Here is a 21,207-nt window from a genome sequence, read left to right as displayed (position 1 = left end):
CTCCGGGAGTCAGGGTTTGGCGTGCTTTTGCAGGTAATGCTCGAACACCGCCAGCGTTTCGTCCGAGATATGGTGTTCAATCCCTTCGCTGTCCAGCTCGGCGGTTTCGCTCGGCACCCCGACGCACATCAGCAGATCGACCACGATGCGGTGACGGCGGCGCACCTTCTGCGCCAGCTGCTCGCCTTCTTCCGTTAAAAACACCCCGCGATAAGGGCGCGATTCCACCAGCCCGGCGCTTTTCAGCCGCGCGATATTTTTGATCGCCGTCGGGTGAGACACGCCGAAGCGGCGCGCGATGTCGGTGGTTCTGGCTTCGCGGGTGCTTTGCAGCAAATCGGCGATCAGCTCAACGTAATCTTCGATCAGCGCATTGGACTGCGCTTCGCGGGCGCGGCTAAAACGCAGGGCGTGCTCGGCCTCGTCCGGCATGTCGGTCTGGGCGTGGCGGTCGGCGTTATCTGGCGCGCGGGTAACCATAGCGTGGGGCGTCCTGTAAGCATAAAAATGGCATCTCCCGGCAATACGGGGAGGGTTGCCCTAAGTTAGTCCAAATAGCACACATTATCAATTCGATGCCACGCATTGTGGTAGTTAGAAATATCTCTACACAAAGCCAATGAATTTCGCCTGTTGCATAAAGTGTAGCCGATGCTACATTGTCAGCATGATAGGTGGAAAAATAACCAGTGAAAGATTGAGGGTACTTCATGCGTGATGCGGCAACCACTCCATCGTTAACCGAACGGACCAACATTGCGATTGGCGCCGCCCTTGCCGGACGCAAGCGCGGCGCCTTTACGCCGTTGCTGTTCGCCGGCCCGGCGGTGATTGCCTCTATTGCCTATATGGATCCCGGCAACTTCGCCACCAACATTCAGGCCGGGGCGAAATACGGCTACAGCCTGCTGTGGGTGGTGGTGATGGCCAACCTGATCGCCATGCTGTTCCAGGCGCTGTCGGCCAAGCTGGGCATCGTCACCAACCGCAATCTGGCGGAGATGTGCCGCGACCAGTTTTCACGGCCGGTAGTGATCGGCATGTGGCTGCTCAGCGAAGTGGCGGCGATGGCCACCGATCTGGCGGAGTTTCTCGGCGGGGCGATCGCGCTGGCGCTGCTGTTCCATATGCCGCTGCTGGCGGGAATGGGGGTGACGGCGGTGATCACCTATGCGCTGTTGATGGTGGAAAAAAAAGGTTTCCGCCCGGTCGAGCTGATGATCGGCGGCCTGGTGGGGATCATCGCGCTGTGCTACCTGGTGGAGATGTTCATCGTACCGGTAGACTGGCAGGCGGCCGGGATCGGCATGGTGACGCCGCAGCTGCCGGACGCGCAGGCGCTGACCATCGCCGTCGGCATTATCGGCGCCACCGTGATGCCGCACGCTATTTTCCTGCACTCGGGGCTGACCCAGCACCGCAGCCCGGCCAGCGATAACGGCGAGCGGCGTAAGCTGCTGCGTTTCTCCAATATTGAGGTGGTGATCGCGCTGGCGCTCGCCGGGCTGGTGAATATCGCGATGGTCATCATGGCCTCGAGTGCCTTCCACGCCGGTAACAGCGACGTGGCCGAAATTGGCACCGCCTATCATACGCTGACGCCGCTGTTCGGTGCGGCGGCCGCCGGCATCTTCCTCGCTTCGCTGATCGCCTCCGGCATTTCCAGCTCGGTGGTGGGCACCATGGCCGGGCAAATGATCATGCAGGGTTTCGTTGGCTTCCGCATTCCGGTGTGGGTGCGCCGCCTGGTCACCATGGTGCCGGCGTTTATCGTGGTGGCGATGGGCGTCAACGCCACCGACGCGCTGGTCTACAGCCAGGTGGTGCTGAGCCTGGCGCTGCCGGCCCCGATGATCGCGCTGGTGATGTTCACCCGCCGCCGCGACATCATGGGCGAGTTCGCCAACGGCCGCTGGACCAGCCTGGCGGCGGTGGTCGGCACGGTGGTGATCGTGCTGCTCAACGTGGTGCTGCTGTTGCAGACCTTCGGCGTTGAGATCCCTGGGCTGGGGTGATCTTGTGGGCCGCGCGGGGCGCGGCCGCGTCGCTAAATTAAATTATAAATTCCCCACGCCACCGTCCATCTGCAGCTCGGCGCCGACCATAAAGGCCGACTCGTCCGCCGCCAGAAACACCGCCGCTTTGGCTAGCTCCAGTGCGCTGCCCATGCGGCCGATCGGCACCAGCGCGCGGATATCGTCGCGCAATGCCTGCTCATCCGCTTCCGCCAACCCCAGCTTACCCAACGCCGGGGTTTCGGTCGGGCCGGGGCTGAGGCCGTTGACGCGAATGCCGCGCGCGTGCAGCTCGCCGGACAGCGTTCTGGCCAGCGACAGCAAGCCGGCTTTGCTGGCGGCATAGGCGCTGCTCTGCGGCAGGCCGATATGGGCGCTGACCGAACCGCACAGGATCACCGAAGACGGGTTGGCCAGCAGCGGCAGCAAAGCTTGGATCAGAAAAAACGGCCCCTTCAGGTTGATGTCCATCAGCCGCTGATAGCTCTGCTCATCCCACTCCTGCAGCGGGCGATGCGTAACGTCGCCGGCGTTGATATACAGCACGTCCAGCCGCGGCCACCTTAGCCCCAGCCGCTGTACCAGTTCGCGCTGCTGCGGGATATCGCCGGCGTCGCTCAGCAGCAACAGCGCCTTGCCCGCCAATGCCTGGCCCGCCGCTTCCAAGGCGCTTTGGCTGCGCCCGGTGATCGCCACCGTCGCGCCCTCGGCGATGAACTGGCGGGCGGTTTCCAGCCCGATGCCGCTGGTGCCGCCGGTAATCAATGCGTATTTGCCTTGCAGTCGTGACATAACCGATTCCTCTTTAGCGTCAGTTGCGGCATTATTTGCGCTATAGTTCCTTTTGCATAGTAGGCACCTTTTGGATACTAAAGGGCGAGGTGGGATGAAATGACGGCGCAAGCGCCATTAGCGGCGGAAAATAATTTGCCGACGGCGGGCGAACCCTGCCCGATGGTGGACTTCGTCAATCTGGTGTCGGGCAAGTGGGCGATACCGATCCTGTACCGGCTGATCGTGATCGACAGCCCGGTACGATTCAGCGAACTGCAGCGGGCGGTGGCGCCCATTGCGCAAAAAGAGCTGACGCGCCAGCTGCGGCTGTTTGAGCAGCGCGGCCTGGTGACGCGGCAGGTGTATCCCGAAGTGCCGCCGCGGGTGGAGTATCAGGTCACCGCGCTCGGCAAATCGCTGCGGCCGACGCTGGACTCGCTGGCCGAGTGGATGCGTCGGCATGCGCCGCAGCTGATCGGCGGCTAGTCGCCGATGCCCGGCGGGTTGATGGCGGAGCGCTCGACCTTTTCGTCGCCTTCGCCCCAGCGCTCCAGCACCTGCGCGTATTCGCCGCTGACGATGACGCCGTTGATGGCGGCGTTGACGGCGTTCACCAACCCGTTGCCTTTTTTGGTGGTGACCGCGACGTAGGCCACGCTGGGGCCGATGCCGACCATTTTGGTCTTGCCGGTCAGCGCCGCCTTGTAGGCGCCGGTGGAGTGGGGGCCGAAGAACGCGTCGGCGCGCCCGGACTGAATGCTCAGGTTGGTGGCGGCGTCGTCGGTCACATAGATCGGCTGCACCGGCGGCAGCCCGGCGGCGCGGTTCTGCTTATCCCACCCCAGCAGAATGTTTTCCTGATTGGTGCCGGATCCGACGATGATCCGCAGCCCGGCGACGTCCTGCGGCCGGTTGATCGAGGTGATGTGGCTGGTGGATTTGACGTAAAAGCCCAGCGTGTCCACCCGATAGGTCGCGAAGTCGAATTTGGTCTTGCGCTGTTTGGTGACGGCGATGTTGAAGATCGCCGCATCGTATTTGCCGGCGCTGATGCCCAGCGGCCAATCTTCCCAGGAGGTGGGCACCAGATTCAGCGCCAGCCCGAGGCTGTCGGCCACCAGGCGGGCGATGTCCGGATCGCTGCCGATCAGCGTTTTATTGTCTTCGGCGAACAGCGCCAGCGGCGGGGAGTTCTCGAACGCCACCGCCACCGTCAGCTTGCCGGGCACCGCAAAGTGAAAATTCGCCGGAATCAGTGCGATAGCGGCCGGGTTCGGCTCTGCGCGCATCGGCTCTCGGTTAGCCTGCAGATCGATACCGCCCGCCGGGGCGGCCTGAACGGCGGCGCTCAGCAACAGCGCGCACAGCGCCGAAATCCTCAGTGGCATAACACCCTCTACTCTTTGCTAATCATGGGGTTACTATTGGCGGCGGCACGGGGCAAGTAAAGCAACAATAGTGAATAACCAAAGTGAAAAGATGCACAAGCGGGGCGCCGGCCTGCGCGAATCTGCAGCACTCGACGCGGAAAGTGCGCAATCAGGTTGAAAGCAGTAGAATTTGTCACTCATACTGCGTACAGCTAATTGTGTAAAAAGGAACGCCAGATGGCCGAAGAAACGATTTTCAGTAAAATTATCCGACGCGAAATCCCTGCTGATGTGGTTTATCAGGATGAACTGGTCACCGCTTTCCGTGACATCTCCCCTCAGGCACCCACCCATGTGCTGATCGTTCCCAACGTGCTGATCCCAACCGTCAACGACGTGACCGTGGAGCACGAAGCCGCGCTGGGGCGCATGATCACCGCCGCGGCGAAGATCGCCGAACAGGAAGGCATCGCCGAAGACGGCTATCGTCTGATCGTCAACTGCAACCGCCACGCCGGTCAGGAGGTCTATCATATTCATATGCACCTGGTCGGTGGCCGCTCGCTGGGGCCGCTGTTGTCACGTTAAGCGAGGAAATCATGCGCGGTAAAAAAACTCTGCGTGGTCTGGTGGCGTTGGCGTTGCCCGCCGCGTTGCTGATGGGGTGCAGCTCGCCGTCCGGCATCGCGGTTAATCAACGCCAAACGGTGGTGATGGATCCTTCGGTGCTGACCGCCGGCATTTTGGCCGATACGCCCTCGATTTCGAACGCCTCCGGGCGGGTGATGGCGACCTCGGTGCTCAACAACAGCCAATCGACGCCGGTCACCGTGCATTATCGTTTCTATTGGTACGACGCGCAGGGGCTGGATATTCGCCCCTTCGAGAAACCGCGCGAGATCGTCGTGGCGCCCGACTCGGACGCCAAAATCTACTCGATTAACGGCAACCTGGACGCCAAAAGCGCGCGTCTGTATCTGTACCTGTAAGCGCTTGCCAGGTTTGGAGAAAAAGCATGAAAAAGTACGTCTTAGTGGCGCTGGCCGCATTAACCCTGAGCGGCTGTCTGTCGCGTCCGCCTGAGCCGGATCAGCCGCTGCCGCCGGTCACCGTCGAGCCGGATCAACCGAATCCGCCGGTCGAGCAGCCACAGCCGCCAACCACCGAGCCGGTGCCGCAGCCGCCGAAAATCCAGCAGCTTGACTGGCTGGGCAGCGTTCAGCCGCTGGTGGGGCAGATGCTGAAGGCCGATGGCGTCACGGCCGGCAGCGTGCTGCTGCTGGACAGCGTCAAGAACAATACCAACGGTTCGCTGCAGATGGGCAAAGCTACCGCTGCGCTGTACAAGGCGCTGGCGTCGAACTCCACCTTCAGCGTGGTGCCGGAAGCGAAGCTGACCAGCGCCCGACAAACGCTGGGCCTGTCAGCGGATGACAGCTTCGGTTCGCGCAGCAAGGCGATTGGCCTGGCGCGCATCGTCGGCGCGCAGTACGTGCTGTACAGCGACGTCAGCGGCGACGTGAAGTCACCGGCGTTGGATATGCAGCTGATGCTGGTGCAAACCGGCGAGATCGTCTGGTCGGGCAATGGCGCCGTTAAACGCTGAGGCCGCGCTGCGACGATTGATGGAAACCAGACTGCCGGCGGTGAATACCGCCGGTTGTCATTTCAGCCCGGTGCAGGGGCTGACCGGCGAGAGCTGGCGTATCGACGGTTCGGGCATCACGCTGTTGGCGCGGCAGCACAGTGTGGAAAAACGCGCGCTGGGCGTGAGCCGACGGCGGGAAGCGCAGGTCTTGCGCCGCTGCGCGCCGGGGCTGGGGCCGCGGGTTTTCACACAGAATAATCAGTGGCTTATCCTCGAATGGCTCGAAGGTGACATCGTCACAGATGCCGAGTTTGCGGCGCTGAATCAGCGCGGCGAGCTGGCGGCGATGGCGGCGGAACTGCATCGGCGGCCGCTCAGCGGTTACCGGCTGGATCTGCGGCGGCAGTTCCGCCGCTACTGGCAGCAGCTGGATAGGCGGCGTTTATCTCCTGGCTGGCTGCGCCTGCAGCATCACTTTTTGCAAAACACGCCACCCTCACCGCTGAAGCTGGCGCCGCTGCACATGGACATCCATCCGGGCAATTTGCTCGCGACCGGCGAGGGGCTGCGGCTGATCGACTGGGAATATGCCGCCGACGGTGACGTGGCGCTGGATATCGCCGCGCTGTTTCGCGGCAACGGCTGGTCGGCCGAGGAGCAGCAGCGCTTTTTGCAGCACTACGCGCGCCAGGGCTATCACGACGTCGCCCGGCTGCAGGCGCAGGTGCGGCGCTGGCTGCCGTGGGTGGATTATCTGATGCTGCTGTGGTTTGAAGTGCGCTGGCAGCAGAGCGGCGACGCCGAATTTTTGCGCTGGGGCGCGGCGGTGCGCCAGCGATTCTGTTTATCATCATCTGAATTCTGAACGAACAATAATGAAGTGAGGTGCCCGTGGGCCCAGTAATGCTAGATGTCGCCGGCTACGAGCTGGATGCAGAAGAACGCGAAATATTGAAACACCCGCTGGTTGGCGGATTGATCCTGTTTACCCGCAACTTCCACGATGCGGAGCAACTGCGTGAGCTGGTGCGCCAGATCCGCGCCGAATCGCACGATCGGCTGGTGGTGGCGGTGGATCAGGAGGGCGGACGCGTACAGCGCTTCCGCGAGGGCTTCACCCGCCTGCCGGCGGCGCAGTCGTTCGCCGCGTTGCACGATGCGCAGGAAGGCGGCCGGCTGGCGCAGGAGGCCGGCTGGCTGATGGCGGCGGAAATGATTGCGCAGGATATCGACATCAGCTTTGCGCCGGTGCTGGACATCGGCCACGTCAGCGCGGCGATCGGCGAGCGTTCGTTCCATAGCGATCCGCAGCAGGCGTTGGCGATGGCGGAACGCTTCATCCTCGGCATGCACAGCGCCGGCATGAAAACCACCGGTAAACACTTCCCGGGGCATGGCGCCGTCAGCGCCGATTCGCACAAGGAAACCCCGCGCGATCCGCGGCCGCTGGCGCAGATCCGTGAGCACGACATGGCGATCTTCCGCGAGCTGATCAATCGCCAGCTGTTGGACGCCGTCATGCCGGCCCACGTCATCTATACTGAAGCGGACCCGCGTCCGGCCAGCGGCTCGCCGTACTGGCTGCAGCAGATCCTGCGTCAGGAACTGGGCTTCGACGGCGTAATTTTCTCCGACGATCTGTCGATGGAAGGCGCCGCCATTATGGGCAGCTACGCCGAGCGCGGCCAGGCGGCGCTGGATGCCGGTTGCGACATGATCCTGGTGTGCAACCACCGCGAAGGTGCGGTCAGCGTGCTGGATAACCTGTCCCCGGTCAAAGCAGAGAAGGTGAAGCGGTTATATCATCGCGGTCAGTTCACCCGTCAGGAACTGCGCGACTCCGAGCGCTGGCAGCAGGCGCACAAGGCGCTCAGCGCGCTGAGCGAACGCTGGGAGGAGCACAAGCAGCGTTCGCAAGGGTGAATCCAGGCGCCGCATCGCGGCGCAGAGCGGAAATGATGAGGGCCGCGCCCGCGGCCCTTGGCTTGTTGCGAGGATCCACATGATTATCTATTTGCACGGCTTCGATTCCACCAGTCCCGGCAATCATGAAAAGGTGTTACAGCTGCAGTTTATCGATCCGGACGTGCGCTTTATCAGCTACAGCACGCTGCATCCGCGTCACGACATGCAGCATCTGTTGAAAGAGGTGGACAAGGCGGTGCAGCAGGGCGGCGACGCGCACCCGTTGATCTGCGGGGTCGGCCTCGGCGGCTTCTGGGCGGAGCGCATCGGCTTCCTGTGCGGCATTCGCCAGGCGATGTTCAACCCCAATCTGTACCCGGAAGAGCACATGCACGGCAAGATAGACCGGCCGGAAGAGTATCGCGATATCGCCACCAAGTGCGTGGAGGACTTCCGCGAGAAGAATCGCGATCGCTGCCTGGTGGTGCTGTCGCGGCAAGACGAGGTGCTGGATAACCGGCGCAGCGCCGAATTGCTGCATCACTACTACGAAATCGTCTGGGATGAACAGCAGACGCACAAGTTCAAAAACATCTCACCCCATCTGCAGCGGATCAAGGCGTTCAAGGCGCTGGGTTAACAGTTTCATAACGCTGCCGCGAGCCGCGCCCACCGTTTTGTACCGACGGAAAGTGCGGCTTTTTTGTACGCCAAGGTAAAGTTTTTCGTGGCAATCGGCAAAATTTAAAACTGTGACTCAGCGCTAACTATTTGAATCACAATCCCCAAAAAATCCCCGCGTCCAGCCTTTAACCAAAAAAATTTGATGTACGTCAATTTTGGTATGACCAAATAACCTCACATGTTATTCTGGCCTTAGAGAGCCGATTTATTTTAAGCGAACCCTATGTATTCTAAGGATATTATTTATTTACCCTGGAATAACAAATGGTTCACATTTAGGGGGTTATTTTGACAACGCCAAAGAAGAAAATCGTTATTGTTGGCGGCGGCGCCGGTGGCTTGGAGCTGGCGACCAGCCTGGGCCATAAACTTGGCCGCAAGAACAAAGCGGAGATCACGCTGGTGGATCGCAACCACAGCCATTTGTGGAAACCGCTGCTGCACGAAGTGGCGACCGGTTCCCTCGATGACGGCGTGGATGCGCTCAGCTACCTGGCGCACGCGCGCAATCACCATTTCAGCTTCCAACTGGGGTCGTTGACCAACATCAACCGCGAGACGCAAACGCTGCAGCTGGCGCAGATCTGCGACGAGCAGGGCGGCGAACTGGTGCCGGCGCGTGAACTGCCGTACGACATCCTGGTGATGGCGCTGGGCAGCACTTCGAACGATTTCGGTACGCCGGGCGTGAAAGAGCACTGCATCTTCTTGGATAACCCGCATCAGGCGCGTCGTTTCCACAACGAAATGCTCAACCTGTTCCTGAAGTTCTCGGCCCAGCCGGGGCAAAAAGAGCGGGTCAACATCGCCATCGTCGGCGGCGGCGCCACCGGCGTTGAGCTGTCCGCCGAACTGCACAACGCGGTGAAGCAGCTGCACAGCTACGGTTTCGAAGGCCTGGACAACAGCGCATTGAACGTGACGCTGGTGGAAGCCGGCGAGCGCATTCTGCCGGCGCTGCCGCCGCGCATTTCCGCTGCGGCGCACCAGGAGCTGATCAAACTGGGCGTGCGCGTGCTGACCAACACCATGGTGACCAGCGCCGATGCCAAAGGCCTGAACACCAAAGGTGGCGAGTTCATCGATGCCGATCTGATGGTATGGGCGGCCGGCATCAAGGCGCCGGACTTCATGAAAGACATCGGCGGCCTGGAAACCAACCGCATCAACCAGCTGGTGGTGGAGCCGACGCTGCAGACCACGCGCGATCCGAACATCTTCGCCATCGGCGACTGCGCCTCCTGCCCGAAAGAGGGCGGCGGTTTTGTGCCGCCGCGCGCTCAGTCGGCGCACCAGATGGCCTCGCGCTGCGCCACCAATATTCTGGCGCTGATGAACGGCCAGACGCTGAAGCCATATGTGTATAAAGACCACGGCTCGCTGGTGTCGCTGTCGCGCTTCAGCACCGTCGGCAGCCTGATGGGCAACCTGATGCGCGGTTCGATGATGGTGGAAGGGCGCATCGCGCGCTTCGTTTACATCTCGCTGTACCGCATGCACCAGGTGGCGCTGCACGGCTACATCAAAACCGGCCTGATGATGCTGGTAGGCGGCATCAACCGGGTGATCCGCCCGCGTCTGAAAATGCACTGATCCTGCCTTTGTCGACCAACCCGCGCCGGTTCGCCCGCGCGGGTTTTTTTATGGCGGCGCGAGGCGAACGGCGGCGGTTGTTTGATTCTTCAGCATAAGCTGTCGTCGGTATGGGTAAAATTCTTAAGATTCCTCCTAAACAGCGGCGAAACGGCCGTTTTCCCGCATTTTTGGTCCCCTTGTCTTATTGCGGGCCCTCAAATCATTGTGCAGACTTTACCTCGTTTACAGACGGCGCGTCGCGCACGCCGTAAACCGGGATACCGCAAGCCGCCCATGCGCAAAATAATAAGCGCGGTGCAGCCGGTCACAGACCCCGGACAAAATGCGTGGTAACACTTTCAGGAGGTTTCCTGTGAACAAGTCAATGTTAGCCGGTGTTGGGATTGGTATCGCTGCCGCTCTGGGGATTGCCGCGGTAGCCAGCCTGGACGTCTTTTCTGCCGGTCCGCAGTACGCGCAGGTGCTCGCCGCAACGCCGATTAAAGAAACCATCAAAACGCCGCGTCAGGAATGCCGCAACGTCACCGTTACGCACCGTGCGCCGGTGCAGGATGAAAACCGCATCGCCGGTTCTGTGCTGGGCGCAGTGGCGGGCGGCGTGATCGGCCACCAGTTCGGCGGCGGTCGCGGGCGCGACGTGGCGACCGTGGTCGGCGCGCTGGGCGGCGGCTATGCCGGCAACCAGGTGCAAGGGGCGATGCAGAACAACGACGTCAGCACCAGCGTTCAGCAGCGTTGCAAAACGGTCTACGACAAGTCTCAGAAAATGCTGGGTTATGACGTGACCTACAAGATCGGTAATCAGCAGGGCAAGATCCGCATGGATCACGATCCGGGCACGCAAATCCCGTTGGATAAAAACGGCCAGCTGGTGCTGAACAGAGCCTGATCGCCACATTCGAATTAAGCCCGCGGGCAGTGTTAGTTCTGATCGTTTAACCCGGTTAAGCGAGCGGCGTTAACATTGACGCGGGTTTCTGTTTTCTGCCTGCCCAAAAATTTGCGATCGTTCTAATGTCTGCGTGCGATATCACTGGGCAAAACTTCAAAAAAGCCCCCGCGTTTGTTATATTATTGTGCAATTAAGCGGTGTGTTCGGCGCCAATCGCCGCACCGGTAAAACCCGAGTATTTCGTCTCGCAGAGATAACGACATGTTAGATTTTCGCTTTCCGACAGCGTTGCAAATGGTCCTTAGCGTCGCCGTAGCTGAGAAGCAGGGCATGCGTTCGACGAGCGCCACCCTCGCCGCCGCTCTGGAAGCCAACCCCAGTTTTATCCGCAAACTGATGGTCCCGCTGACCAAAGATGGCATCATCGTTTCCACCCTGGGCCGAAACGGCTCTATCCACCTTGGCCGCCCGGCGGAAGAGATCACCCTGCGGGACATCTATCTGGCGGTGATCGACGACAAGCGCATCTGGGCTTCCCGCCCTGAAGTGCCGGCCCGCTGCCTGGTGAGCGCCAACGCCTGCTGGTATTTCAAATCGGTGGTGAACGAGGCCGAGCAGGCTTCGCTTGCGGTGCTGGCGCGCCACACCGTGGCCGATTCGCTGGCCGAACTGGAGCGGGGCGACAAGCGCGCCTGCGCGGAATACGCCGCCGAGCAAGAGGCCGAAGCCGCCGATAAATAATCGCGGATCGCATGCATAAAAAAGGTCGGGCAATGCCCGACCTTTTTGCATGTTAAGACGGTGATTACGCCGTCTGCGGCTGCGCTTTGCGTGCCACCAGGCGCCGCAGGGTGACGTAGAACACCGGCGTCAGGAACAGCCCGAACAGGGTGACCCCCAACATGCCGGAGAACACCGTGATGCCGGTGACGCCACGCACCTCGGCGCCGGCGCCGTGGCCGAGGATCAGCGGGATGGTGCCGGCGATGAAGGCGATGGAGGTCATCACGATCGGCCGCAACCGCAGGCGACAGGCCTCCAGCGCCGCCTCGACGATGCCTTTGCCCTGCATTTCCAGCTCGCGGGCGAACTCGACGATCAGAATGGCGTTTTTGCAGGCCAACCCCATCAGAACGACCAGCCCGACCTGCACGAACACGTTGTTGTCGCCGCCGGTCAGCCACACCCCGAACAGCGCCGACAGCATGGTCATTGGCACGATCAGGATCACCGCCAGCGGCAGCGTCCAGCTCTCATACAGCGCCGCCAGCGCGAGGAACGCCAGCAGCACCGCCACCGGGAATACCACCAGCGCGGCGTTGCCCTGGGTCGATTGTTGGTAGCTCAGATCGGTCCACTGGATATTCATGCCGTTCGGCAACAGCTTGCCGGCCATCTGCGTCAGCGCGCCCATCGCCTGGGTTGAAGAGAGCACGCGCGGATCGGCGTCGCCGATCAGGTCCGCCGCCGGGAAGCCGTTATAGCGGATCACCGGATCCGGACCGTAGGTGGTGCCGATGCTGACCATACTGCCGATCGGCACCATTTCGCCCTTGTCGTTGCGGGTGCGCAGGTTGGCGATGTCCTCCACGCTGTCGCGGAACTGGCCGTCGGCCTGCGCCATCACCTTCCAGGTGCGGCCGTAGCGGTTGAAGTCGTTGATGTAAGACGAACCGAGGTAGGTCTGCAGCGTGCTGAACAGCGCATTAAGCGGTACCCCTTGCGCCTTGGCCTTGTCGCGATCGATTTTGGCGTCCAGCTGCGGCACGTTGGCCTGATACGAGGAGATCGGGAACCCCATCCCCGGCGTTTGCATAATGGCGCCGGACATGGTGTTGATCGCCGTTTGCAACGCGCCGTAGCCCAGCCCGGCACGATCCTGCACGTACAGCGAATAGCCGGAGCCTTGGCCAATGCCGAGGATCGGCGGCGGCATGATTGAGAAGGCGAAGCCTTCCTGAATCTGTGAAATGCGCGTGTTGATCTCGGCGTTGATCTGCGCCGCGGTGCGGGTACGGGTGCTCAACGACTCCAGCGCGAAGAACACCGTGCCGGTATTCGGCGTATTGGTGAACTGCAGCGCATTCAGGCCGGGGAAGGCCACCGCATCGGTGACGCCGTCCACGCTCAGGCCGATGGCGCTCATCTTGCGGATCACTGCATCGGTGCGCTCCAGCGAGGCGCCTTCTGGCATCTTAACGCCGCCGATCAGGTACAGCTTGTCCTGCGTCGGGATAAAGCCGCCGGGTACGGTCTTGAACATCACGCCGGCGGCGGCCAGCAGCAGCAGATAGACGACGAACACCGCGCCGCGCCGGCCCAGCACGCGGGAGACGCCGCGCTGATAGCGTTGCGAGCCGCTGGCGAAGAAGCGGTTGAACGGCCGGAACAGCCAGCCGAACAGCCGGTCAATCAGGCGTGACGGCAGATCTTTCGGCGCGCCGTGCGGTTTAAGCAAGCGCGCCGCCAGCGCCGGCGACAGGGTCAGCGAGTTGATGGCGGAGATCACCGTCGAGATGGCGATGGTGACGGCGAACTGCTTGTAGAACTGACCGGTGACGCCGGAGAGGAACGCCATCGGCACGAACACCGCGCACAGCACCACGGCGATGGCAATGATCGGACCGGAGACCTCGCGCATCGCCTGGTGCGCCGCCGCCAGCGGCGACAGCCCCTCTTCGATATTACGCTCGACGTTTTCCACCACCACGATAGCGTCATCCACCACGATGCCGATCGCCAGCACCAGTCCGAACAGGCTGAGGGTATTGAGCGAGAAGCCCAGCATATACAGCGCGGCAAAGGTGCCGACCACGGAGATCGGGACCGCCAGCAGCGGAATGATCGAGGCGCGCCAGGTCTGCAGGAACAGAATGACCACCAGCACCACCAGGATCACCGCTTCCAGCAGGGTATCCACTACCGCGCGGATCGAATCGCGTACGAACACCGTCGGATCGTAAGGCGATTTCCAGCTCATGCCGTCCGGGAAGCGGGTCGCCAGCTCGGCCATCTTGCCGCGCACCGCGTCAGACAGCTCGATGGCGTTGGCGCCCGGCGACTGGAAGATACCGATACCGACCGCATCCTTGTTATTGAGCTGGGCGCGCAGCGCGTAGCTGCCGGAGCCCATTTCGATGCGCGCCACGTCGCGCAACCGTACGATCTCGCCGTTGTCGCCGCTCTTGAGGATGATGTTGCCGAACTCTTCTTCGGTTTGCAGGCGGCCCTGGGCGTTGATCGACAGCAGATAGTCGCTGCGCGTCGGCATCGGCTCCGCGCCGAGCTGGCCGGCGGAGACCTGCACGTTTTGTTCCTGCATGGCGCTCACCACGTCGGAGGCGGTCAGGCCACGCGCGGCGACCTTGTTCGGATCGAGCCAAATGCGCATCGCGTACTCACCGGCGCCGAAGATCTGCACCTGGCCGACGCCCGGCAGACGGGCGAGCTCATCCTTGACCTTCAGGGTGGCGTAGTTACGCAGGTACAGCGAGTCGTACTTGCCGGAAGGCGAGACCAGATGCACCACCAGCGTCAGCGCCGGGGACTGCTTCTGAGTGGTGATGCCCTGGCGGCGCACGTCTTCCGGCAGGCGCGCTTCGGCCTGCGCCACGCGGTTTTGCACCTGTACCTGCGCCTGATCGGGATCGGTGCCGGGGCGGAAGGTGACGGTGGTCACCAGCACGCCGTCGGAACCGGCGACCGATTTCATGTACATCATGTTTTCGACGCCGTTGATCGCTTCTTCCAGCGGCGTGGCCACCGTTTCAGCGATCTCTTTCGGGTTGGCGCCCGGGTATTCGGCGCGCACCTGCACGCTGGGCGGTACCACGTCCGGGTACTCGCTGATCGGCAGCAGCGGGATGGCGATCGCCCCGGCGACAAAAATCAGGATCGACAGCACCGCGGCAAAGATCGGCCGGTCGATGAAAAAACGGGAAAAGTCCATGGGTCAGAAGTCTCTGCTGGGAGCTTAGTTAAGTGCGGAGGCGATAGGGTTCATGGCGACGGCTTTCGCGTCGACCGGCATGCCCGGCATAAACACTTTCTGCATGCCGTCGACGATCACCCGATCGCCGTTTGCCAACCCTTTCTGCACGATGCGTAACCCTTCGGCCATGCGGCCCACGTCGATGTCGCGGCGCTGCGCCTTGCCGTCTTTATCGACGATGTAAACGAACTTGCGGTTCTGGTCGGTCATCACCGCTTTATCGTCGATCAGCATGGCGTTGAACTCGGCGCTGCCGGGCATCTGTACCCGGGCGAACAGCCCCGGCGTGAAGCGGCGATCGCGGTTGTCGAGCAGGGCGCGCATGCGGATGGTGCCGGTCCCGGCGTTCAGCTGGTTATCGGTGAAATCCACCAGCCCCTGATGCGGGGTGCCGTCTTCGCCTACCAGGCCGACTTTCACCGGCAGGCGCGCGTCGTGCCGGCCCTGCTGCTGATAGCGCAGGAAGGTGGCTTCATCCACGTCGAAATAGACGTAGACCTTGTCGAGCGACACCAGCGTCGTCAGCACGCTGGCGCTGTCGCCGGTGGTGACCAGGTTGCCGGCGGTGATCATTGCGCGGCTGGCGCGCCCGTCAATCGGCGCGGTAACGCGGGTAAAGTCGAGATTCAGCTGCGCCATGTCGAGCTGGGCCTGTGCCGCCAGCACGTTGCTTTGCGCCTGCGCGGCGGACGACCGGCGCTGCTCCCAAACTTCCTGAGAGATGGCCTGAGTGCCGATCAGTTTCTCGGTGCGAGAAGATTCGCTGCGCGCCAGGGCGGCCTGGTTGCGTGCCCGCACCAGCTCGGCCTGCGCCTGTTCGCGTGCGGCGCGGTAGGTGCGATCGTCGATGGTGAACAGCACCTGGCCTTTCTTCACCTCGTCGCCTTCGGTGTAGTTGACCCGCTCGATGTAGCCGGAGACCCGTGGGCGCAGCTGCACGCTTTGCACCGCTTCGACCCGGCCGTTGAAGGCATCCCATTGGCTGATGGGCTTGACCACCACGCTGGCGGCGCTGACCACCGGCGGCGGTGGCGGGGCGTTATGCGCGACGCTGTTGTCGCACCCGGCGAGCAGGGTGGCCAGCAGCGCCACCCCGGAGAGCCGCTGGCCCAGAGCGACGGCGCGCGTGCGGCCTCCGGCGTTGAACGATGAGTTTGGTTGATTTGCCATTATTTTTATTCCGATAAGTAAGCGCGGTCAGGCCCCATACCCGGCCCTGTTCTCCGGGATTCGCCCCCGCGCCGGCGTGCGGCGAGGGGGCGGCTGCGTCGTGCAGCGGCGCAGCGTTAGGTTTTGAAACACATTGGTGTCACATTAATGTATCAATATCGGTTACATTAATTGGGTGGAGTATAGTGGCGGCTTTCTGGTAAATGCAATAATAAAAATTGCATTTAAAGCGAAACTGTTGCAACGTATGTGCATCGGGCAGAGGGTGACCCTGCCGAATGATGGGAGCATCAGCATGAACACTACGGGCTTTATTACCGATTTGAAGGCGTGGATCGACAACAATCTGGAAGAGAAACTGGATATCAACACCGTGGCGGACCGCGCGGGCTATTCCAAATGGCATCTGCAGCGCATGTTCAAACGCCAGACCGGCTACGCGCTGGGGGAGTATATCCGCATGCAAAAACTGAAAGTGTCGGCGGAGCGCCTGGCCAACAGCGGCGAGCCTATCGTCAGCGTGGCGATTTCGCTCGGCTTCGACTCACAGCAGTCATTCAACCGCAGCTTCAAACGCCAGTTTGGCCAAACGCCGGGCGACTGGCGCCGCGCGTTGGCGCAGCCGGCGTCTATGGGGCGCACGCACCACTGAGCGGTTGGGCAGTGGGGATAAAAAAGCCTGAATTTGCGTTCGGGCTTTTTTGTCTCTATCCGTGGGGATTCAAAAGTTGTCGCAACTGCCTGACTTCGCCACCGTGTCGCTGTCGCGGCAGAATATGCGAATCGCCTCGTTGAGGGAGTTTGAACGAGAAGGCGTCCAGTAGTTTTCAATGACCAGGTAGCGAACGGTATGCTGGCGGGAGTGGAGGCCCAGGACGTTAAATATGCCTTCAATAGCGGCAAGTACAGGGTTTGACGAGTCGATTTCATAACGAATATCGACGATGGCCGCCTCCGGCGCCATCCAGGTGCGATTGGAAAGCGGCGGCACGCGAAACTTGAATGAGGAGTTCGCGGATAGGCGTTGGCCATCAAGCTCTTTAAATTCTGCGGCGGGAACATAGCTCTGGTTGCCGCCCGGCAAGGTAATCTGCCCTTTTTCATCGCGGGTGGCATACACATCCTCGGTGACTTTGTAGATCACTTGCTGGACGTCGGGGGGAATGATGCGGAAGGATTTTACGGTACGATCCGAAGGCGTGTCGTTTGTCAGTTGGAACTCATAGGCTCTTCCGACGGATTGAACGAAAGCTAATGAAACGCTGCCGGCGAAGTACTGATAGGCGGCGCCCAATATCGCCACGAGAATCCCCGATCCTACCAAAAATGCCGATATTTTCGCCAAACGGTTATTCGATTTTTCTTTAACGGGGCCTGTCTTTGGCCGCGGGGCATTGCCTTTCTTCTTACGCGCCACGTTTCTCCCTTGCATTACGCATTGGCCTATCTTTATGAGGGCATTATGGTCGACAGCTTATGCCGCTGTCGAGGGGCTCCCTCCCGGTCGGTGCGCCATGCATACAAAAAAGCCTGAACGTGAGTTCAGGCTTCTTCGTAGAATATGGCGGTGAGGGAGGGATTCGAACCCTCGATACACTTTCGCGTATACACACTTTCCAGGCGTGCTCCTTCAGCCACTCGGACACCTCACCATATTTTTTTGTTGCGAAATCATCGCTGCAACGGGGCGCTACTATAGGGAGTGGGGCCGATCCGGTCAAGAATAATTTCTGTGTTTTTGTTCGTCCGCTCAAGCCGTGCGCACTTTGCTGAAAACTGCGGCGAACGGCAGGGCAGATGTCATGAATGGGCGAGAAAATTAGCGGTAAGGTTCGTGGATAACCGGCGGAAATGGGGATCACTGTCGCAGAGGGGGAAAGATGCTCGCCCCTCTCGGCGGTGCACCATGCAAAAAAAAAGCCTGGACGTGAATCCAGGCTTTCTCTTTGAATTTGGCGGTGAGAGAGGGCTTGATTCGCTGCGCTCACCCTGCGGGCCGCCGTTGGCGGTCCAAAACGCAGGCGTTTTGTCGAACCCTGTCGAGGCTTCTCGCCCCTCTCGGCGGTGCACCATGCAAAAAAAAGCCTGGACGCGAATCCAGGCTTTTTTTTTAAATTTGGCGGTGAGAGAGGGGTTCGAACCCTCGATACACTTTCGCGTATACACACTTTCCAGGCGTGCTCCTTCAGCCACTCAGACACCTCACCGTTTTGTTGTCGAAAACGCGTTGCGCTGTCGACGGGCGCTAATGTAGGAGAATCTGATCTCAGCGTCAACCCTCTTATTTCATTCTCATGACTGTTTAGCCAAACTTGCAGCAATTTGCTGATTTACCGAACGATATTCCCACTCTTGGCCACCGGCGGGCAGGGTAGGCAGCGGTTGGAATCCATGAAAGACGATTGTTTGACCTTTTTCTGTACAGATAGCTCAATATGTCGACAATGAGATTGGGTTGTTTGCTGTTATATGCATTAATACTGGATTATTAGTCAGATGTGTCGCTAAATGGAATCATGTCGGCGCGGCGTTTTTGGCAAGGAACATCACGACGCCGCGCAGATTGCCGGGTGACAGGCCGGCGATATCGCAGACAGGGACAGACTCATTACATAATAATGCAGTAGAGGTTCGTTTTGACTCCTTCAGATGCCATGCCGGCGCCGCAAGCGCGCCATGCCATTCCCCCCGGTGCGGGGGCACTGTTCTTCATCCAGATCTTCGCCACGCTCGGCTTCGCCGTGCTTTACTCTACGCTGGTGCTGTACGCCACCAAGCGGCTGGGCTTCAACGAAAGCAGCGCCAACGCCATGATGGGCGTGTTCGGCGCCTTCAACTATGGCCTGCACATGTTCGGCGGTTACCTCGGCGGCCGATTCCTCAGTAACCGCAATCTGTTCGTGCTCGGCATGGTGCTGCAGGTGATCGGCTGCGCGCTGATTGCCGTCGCGGGCGTGTGGGGGCTGTACTGGGGGCTGGCGATGTTCCTGACCGGCAGCGGCCTTAACGTCACCTGCATCAATATGATGCTCACCCAGCGTTTCAAGCCGGACGATGATCGGCGCGAATCGGCGTTCCTGTGGAACTACGCCGGTATGAACCTCGGGTTCTTCGTCGGCTTTACCGTCGCCGGGTATTTCCAACTGACGGAAAACTACCGCGCGCTGTTCCTGTTCGCCACGCTGGGCAACGCGGCGGCGATCATCGTCGCCGTCTGCCGCTGGCGCATTCTGGCGGATCTCAATACCCCGCTGCACGACGCCACCCGCAGCCAATACCGTTGGCGCATGCTGGTCGGGTTGGCGGTGCTGGTGGCGCTGGTGCCGATTATCCGCGTGATGCTGACCCATGCCGAGTTCAGCGGCCACTTCGTGATCGTGCTCGGCGCGCTGATCTTCCTGATGCTGTGCGTGGTGACCCTGCGCCACCATCCGCGCGATGAGCGCCGCAGAATGGCGGCCTATCTGATCCTGGCGCTGGGCTCGCTGGTGTTTTGGGCGCTGTACCAGCTGGCGCCGATGGGGCTGATGCTGTTCTCCGAGCACAACATCAACCTTAACGTTTACGGCATTCAGGTGGCGCCGCAGTGGATCCAGAACATCAACACGCTGGTGATCGTGGTGGGCGGCCCGCTGCTGGCCTGGTGGTTCAACCGCCTGCGCGCTCGCGGTTGCAACATCGACATTCCGCTGCAGTTCTCCGGATCGCTGTTCTGCATCGGTTTGGGCATGCTGGTGCTGCCGCTGGGTATCAGCATGGCGGGCGGCGACGGGCTGGTGGCATTCAAATGGATCGTTATCAGCTATGTGCTGCAAAGCGTCGGTGAATTGATGATCTCGCCGATCGGCTACGCCATGATCGGCAAGCTGGCGCCGCCGCGCTATCAGGGCGTGATGATGGGCTGCTGGATGATGGTGACCGGCGTCGCCTCGGTGCTGGCGGGCTACGTCTCCGGCCTGATGCCGGAAAACAGCGGCAGCACGCCGCTGCAAACCAACCCCGGCTACAGCGAAATCTTCAGCGCGCTGGGCTGGGGGGCGACGGGCGTTGGCGTGGCGATGCTGATTTTAATTCCGCTGCTGCGGCGCCTTATCCGGCGCGACGGCCCGTCCGCCGCCTGATTCGCTAACATGCACAACAGCCCCACTGGTCGGGGCTGTTTTTATTTTGGGCTTTAACGCTTGCATCCGGCGGCGAATCGCGGAAGGCTGGAGGAAAACCAATAAAAACAAACGGGAGCCCGCAGTATGAACATCATTTATTACCACCCCTTGTTTAACGCCCAGGAATGGCTGGCCGGCATCAAGCAACGCCTGCCGCAGGCCGAGATCCGCGAGTGGCAGCGTGGCGACGAGCGGCCAGCCGATTACGCGCTGGTGTGGCGCCCGCCGCACGAAATGCTGGCCAACCGCCGCGATCTGAAAGCGGTGTTCGCCCTCGGCGCCGGCGTTGACGCGATCCTCGATCAGGAGCGAAAGCACCCCGGCACGCTGCCCGCCGGCGTACCGCTGCTGCGGCTGGAGGATACCGGCATGGCGCAGCAGATGCAGGAATATGCGCTGAGCTATGTGCTGCGCTATTTCCGTCGTTTCGACGAGTATCAGGCGCTGCAGCAGCGGCAGGAGTGGCAGCCGCTCGATCCGCACTCGCTGGATGATTTTACCATCGGCATCCTCGGCGCCGGCGTGCTGGGGCAGAGCGTGGCGCGCAAGCTGACCGAGTTTGGCTTTAGCGTGCGCTGCTGGAGCCGCAGCGCCAAACAGATCGATGGCGTGCAAAGCTTCGCCGGGGAGGCGCAGCGCGCGGCCTTCCTCGACGGCGTCAAATTGGTGATCAACCTGCTGCCCAATACGCCGGAGACCGTCGGCATCCTCAACCGCGAGCTGTTCGCGCAGTTGAGCACGGGCGCCTATCTCATCAACATCGCGCGCGGCGCGCATCTGGTGGAGGCCGATCTGCTGGCAGCGCTGGAGCAGGGGCAGCTGGCCGCCGCCACGCTGGACGTGTTCGTCCGCGAGCCGCTGCCGCAGGATCACCCGTTCTGGCGTCATCCGCGTGTCACCATTACCCCGCATATTGCTGCCATCACGTTGCCGCAGCAGGCGATGGATCAGATCGCCGCCAACATCCGCGCGCTGGAGGCGGGGCATGCCCCGGCCGGCGTGGTAGACAGGCAGCGGGGGTACTGATCCTTCAGCCGCCGTTCGGTAACTGATAAGCTG

The 21,207-nt window shown here is 61.2% G+C and carries 20 protein-coding genes and 2 tRNA genes; 14 read left to right on the top strand and 8 right to left on the bottom strand.

The genetic code is table 11. From position 1 onward, the window contains the following. Positions 1 to 9: 9 nt before the first annotated feature. Positions 10 to 480 carry a manganese-binding transcriptional regulator MntR gene (mntR, locus tag ACUXAC_RS09890; RefSeq protein ID WP_038875534.1) on the bottom strand — a complete coding sequence of 157 codons (471 nt, stop codon included), beginning with the start codon at positions 478 to 480 and terminating at the stop codon, positions 10 to 12. Positions 481 to 710: 230 nt separating this feature from the next. Here mntR and ACUXAC_RS09885 point away from each other — a divergent pair, with 230 nt between their 5' ends. Further along, on the top strand, positions 711 to 2,015 hold the full coding sequence (locus ACUXAC_RS09885) for an Nramp family divalent metal transporter (protein WP_049271379.1): 1,305 nt from the start codon (positions 711 to 713) through the stop codon (positions 2,013 to 2,015). Positions 2,016 to 2,057: 42 nt separating this feature from the next. Here ACUXAC_RS09885 and ACUXAC_RS09880 read toward each other — a convergent pair whose 3' ends face one another. Next, positions 2,058 to 2,807 carry an SDR family oxidoreductase gene (locus ACUXAC_RS09880; protein ID WP_100396549.1) on the bottom strand — a complete coding sequence of 250 codons (750 nt, stop codon included), beginning with the start codon at positions 2,805 to 2,807 and terminating at the stop codon, positions 2,058 to 2,060. 99 nt (positions 2,808 to 2,906) lie between these two features. Here ACUXAC_RS09880 and ACUXAC_RS09875 point away from each other — a divergent pair, with 99 nt between their 5' ends. Continuing rightward, positions 2,907 to 3,275 carry a winged helix-turn-helix transcriptional regulator gene (locus tag ACUXAC_RS09875; protein ID WP_225528913.1) on the top strand — a complete coding sequence of 123 codons (369 nt, stop codon included), beginning with the start codon at positions 2,907 to 2,909 and terminating at the stop codon, positions 3,273 to 3,275. Here ACUXAC_RS09875 and ACUXAC_RS09870 read toward each other — a convergent pair. Next, positions 3,272 to 4,177, bottom strand: a complete 906-nt coding sequence (locus ACUXAC_RS09870; protein ID WP_169318280.1) for a transporter substrate-binding domain-containing protein — start codon at positions 4,175 to 4,177, stop codon at positions 3,272 to 3,274. The two genes, ACUXAC_RS09875 and ACUXAC_RS09870, sit on opposite strands and share 4 nt — an antisense overlap. A gap of 219 nt (positions 4,178 to 4,396) precedes the next feature. Here ACUXAC_RS09870 and hinT point away from each other — a divergent pair, with 219 nt between their 5' ends. The 9 genes from hinT (at position 4,397) to ACUXAC_RS09825 (ending at position 11,565) form a co-directional block, all read left to right on the top strand. Next, positions 4,397 to 4,747: a purine nucleoside phosphoramidase gene (gene hinT, locus ACUXAC_RS09865; protein WP_004928776.1), complete on the top strand. Its 351-nt coding sequence runs from the start codon at positions 4,397 to 4,399 to the stop codon at positions 4,745 to 4,747. An 11-nt stretch (positions 4,748 to 4,758) separates the two neighbouring features. Next, entirely contained in the window at positions 4,759 to 5,148 is a 390-nt protein-coding gene (locus ACUXAC_RS09860; RefSeq protein WP_060419506.1) for a YcfL family protein, read from the top strand. 26 nt (positions 5,149 to 5,174) lie between these two features. Next, on the top strand, positions 5,175 to 5,765 hold the full coding sequence (lpoB, locus tag ACUXAC_RS09855) for a penicillin-binding protein activator LpoB (RefSeq protein WP_049271371.1): 591 nt from the start codon (positions 5,175 to 5,177) through the stop codon (positions 5,763 to 5,765). After that, a complete protein-coding gene (thiK, locus tag ACUXAC_RS09850; RefSeq protein ID WP_447259981.1) occupies positions 5,746 to 6,612 on the top strand; it encodes a thiamine kinase in 867 nt (288 codons plus the stop codon). The genes lpoB and thiK overlap by 20 nt, the downstream gene beginning before the upstream one ends. A gap of 38 nt (positions 6,613 to 6,650) precedes the next feature. Continuing rightward, on the top strand, positions 6,651 to 7,670 hold the full coding sequence (gene nagZ / locus ACUXAC_RS09845; protein WP_141969511.1) for a beta-N-acetylhexosaminidase: 1,020 nt from the start codon (positions 6,651 to 6,653) through the stop codon (positions 7,668 to 7,670). 79 nt (positions 7,671 to 7,749) lie between these two features. Next, positions 7,750 to 8,292: an alpha/beta hydrolase YcfP gene (gene ycfP, locus ACUXAC_RS09840; RefSeq protein WP_141969510.1), complete on the top strand. Its 543-nt coding sequence runs from the start codon at positions 7,750 to 7,752 to the stop codon at positions 8,290 to 8,292. 332 nt (positions 8,293 to 8,624) lie between these two features. Beyond that, a complete protein-coding gene (locus ACUXAC_RS09835; RefSeq protein WP_004928794.1) occupies positions 8,625 to 9,929 on the top strand; it encodes an NAD(P)/FAD-dependent oxidoreductase in 1,305 nt (434 codons plus the stop codon). Positions 9,930 to 10,284: 355 nt separating this feature from the next. Next, on the top strand, positions 10,285 to 10,821 hold the full coding sequence (locus ACUXAC_RS09830) for a glycine zipper 2TM domain-containing protein (protein ID WP_168166356.1): 537 nt from the start codon (positions 10,285 to 10,287) through the stop codon (positions 10,819 to 10,821). Between the two features lie 264 nt (positions 10,822 to 11,085). After that, entirely contained in the window at positions 11,086 to 11,565 is a 480-nt protein-coding gene (locus tag ACUXAC_RS09825; protein WP_087762330.1) for an RrF2 family transcriptional regulator, read from the top strand. 64 nt (positions 11,566 to 11,629) lie between these two features. Here ACUXAC_RS09825 and sdeB read toward each other — a convergent pair whose 3' ends face one another. Beyond that, positions 11,630 to 14,773, bottom strand: coding sequence for a multidrug efflux RND transporter permease subunit SdeB (sdeB, locus tag ACUXAC_RS09820; RefSeq protein WP_308342735.1), 3,144 nt, complete (start codon positions 14,771 to 14,773; stop codon positions 11,630 to 11,632). Between the two features lie 24 nt (positions 14,774 to 14,797). Then, positions 14,798 to 15,985: a multidrug efflux RND transporter periplasmic adaptor subunit SdeA gene (sdeA, locus tag ACUXAC_RS09815; RefSeq protein ID WP_203088834.1), complete on the bottom strand. Its 1,188-nt coding sequence runs from the start codon at positions 15,983 to 15,985 to the stop codon at positions 14,798 to 14,800. 295 nt (positions 15,986 to 16,280) lie between these two features. Here sdeA and ACUXAC_RS09810 point away from each other — a divergent pair, with 295 nt between their 5' ends. After that, positions 16,281 to 16,637 (top strand): helix-turn-helix domain-containing protein, encoded by a 357-nt coding sequence (locus ACUXAC_RS09810; protein ID WP_004928813.1) that lies wholly within the window; start codon positions 16,281 to 16,283, stop codon positions 16,635 to 16,637. A 69-nt stretch (positions 16,638 to 16,706) separates the two neighbouring features. Here the strand turns inward: ACUXAC_RS09810 and ACUXAC_RS09805 are convergent, their stop codons facing one another. From ACUXAC_RS09805 to ACUXAC_RS09795, 3 genes are all read right to left on the bottom strand, one after another. Continuing rightward, a complete protein-coding gene (locus tag ACUXAC_RS09805; RefSeq protein WP_139159341.1) occupies positions 16,707 to 17,402 on the bottom strand; it encodes a hypothetical protein in 696 nt (231 codons plus the stop codon). A 145-nt stretch (positions 17,403 to 17,547) separates the two neighbouring features. Continuing rightward, positions 17,548 to 17,637 (bottom strand) — tRNA-Ser (locus ACUXAC_RS09800). Positions 17,638 to 18,102: 465 nt separating this feature from the next. Beyond that, a tRNA-Ser gene (locus ACUXAC_RS09795) sits at positions 18,103 to 18,192 on the bottom strand. Between the two features lie 447 nt (positions 18,193 to 18,639). Here ACUXAC_RS09795 and ACUXAC_RS09790 point away from each other — a divergent pair. Both ACUXAC_RS09790 and ghrA read left to right on the top strand, forming a co-directional pair. Then, the gene (locus tag ACUXAC_RS09790) at positions 18,640 to 20,106 is read left to right on the top strand and encodes a peptide MFS transporter (RefSeq protein WP_060419493.1); all 1,467 of its coding nucleotides are present in this window, start codon (positions 18,640 to 18,642) and stop codon (positions 20,104 to 20,106) included. 126 nt (positions 20,107 to 20,232) lie between these two features. Beyond that, positions 20,233 to 21,174 (top strand): glyoxylate/hydroxypyruvate reductase GhrA, encoded by a 942-nt coding sequence (ghrA, locus tag ACUXAC_RS09785; RefSeq protein WP_142109693.1) that lies wholly within the window; start codon positions 20,233 to 20,235, stop codon positions 21,172 to 21,174. The last annotated feature ends 33 nt before the right edge of the window (positions 21,175 to 21,207 follow it).

The sequence above is a fragment of the Serratia sp. 121840015-1 genome, from assembly GCF_053627655.1.
Note: the sequence above shows the minus strand (reverse complement) of the source record. Positions and strands in the feature narration are given on the sequence as shown.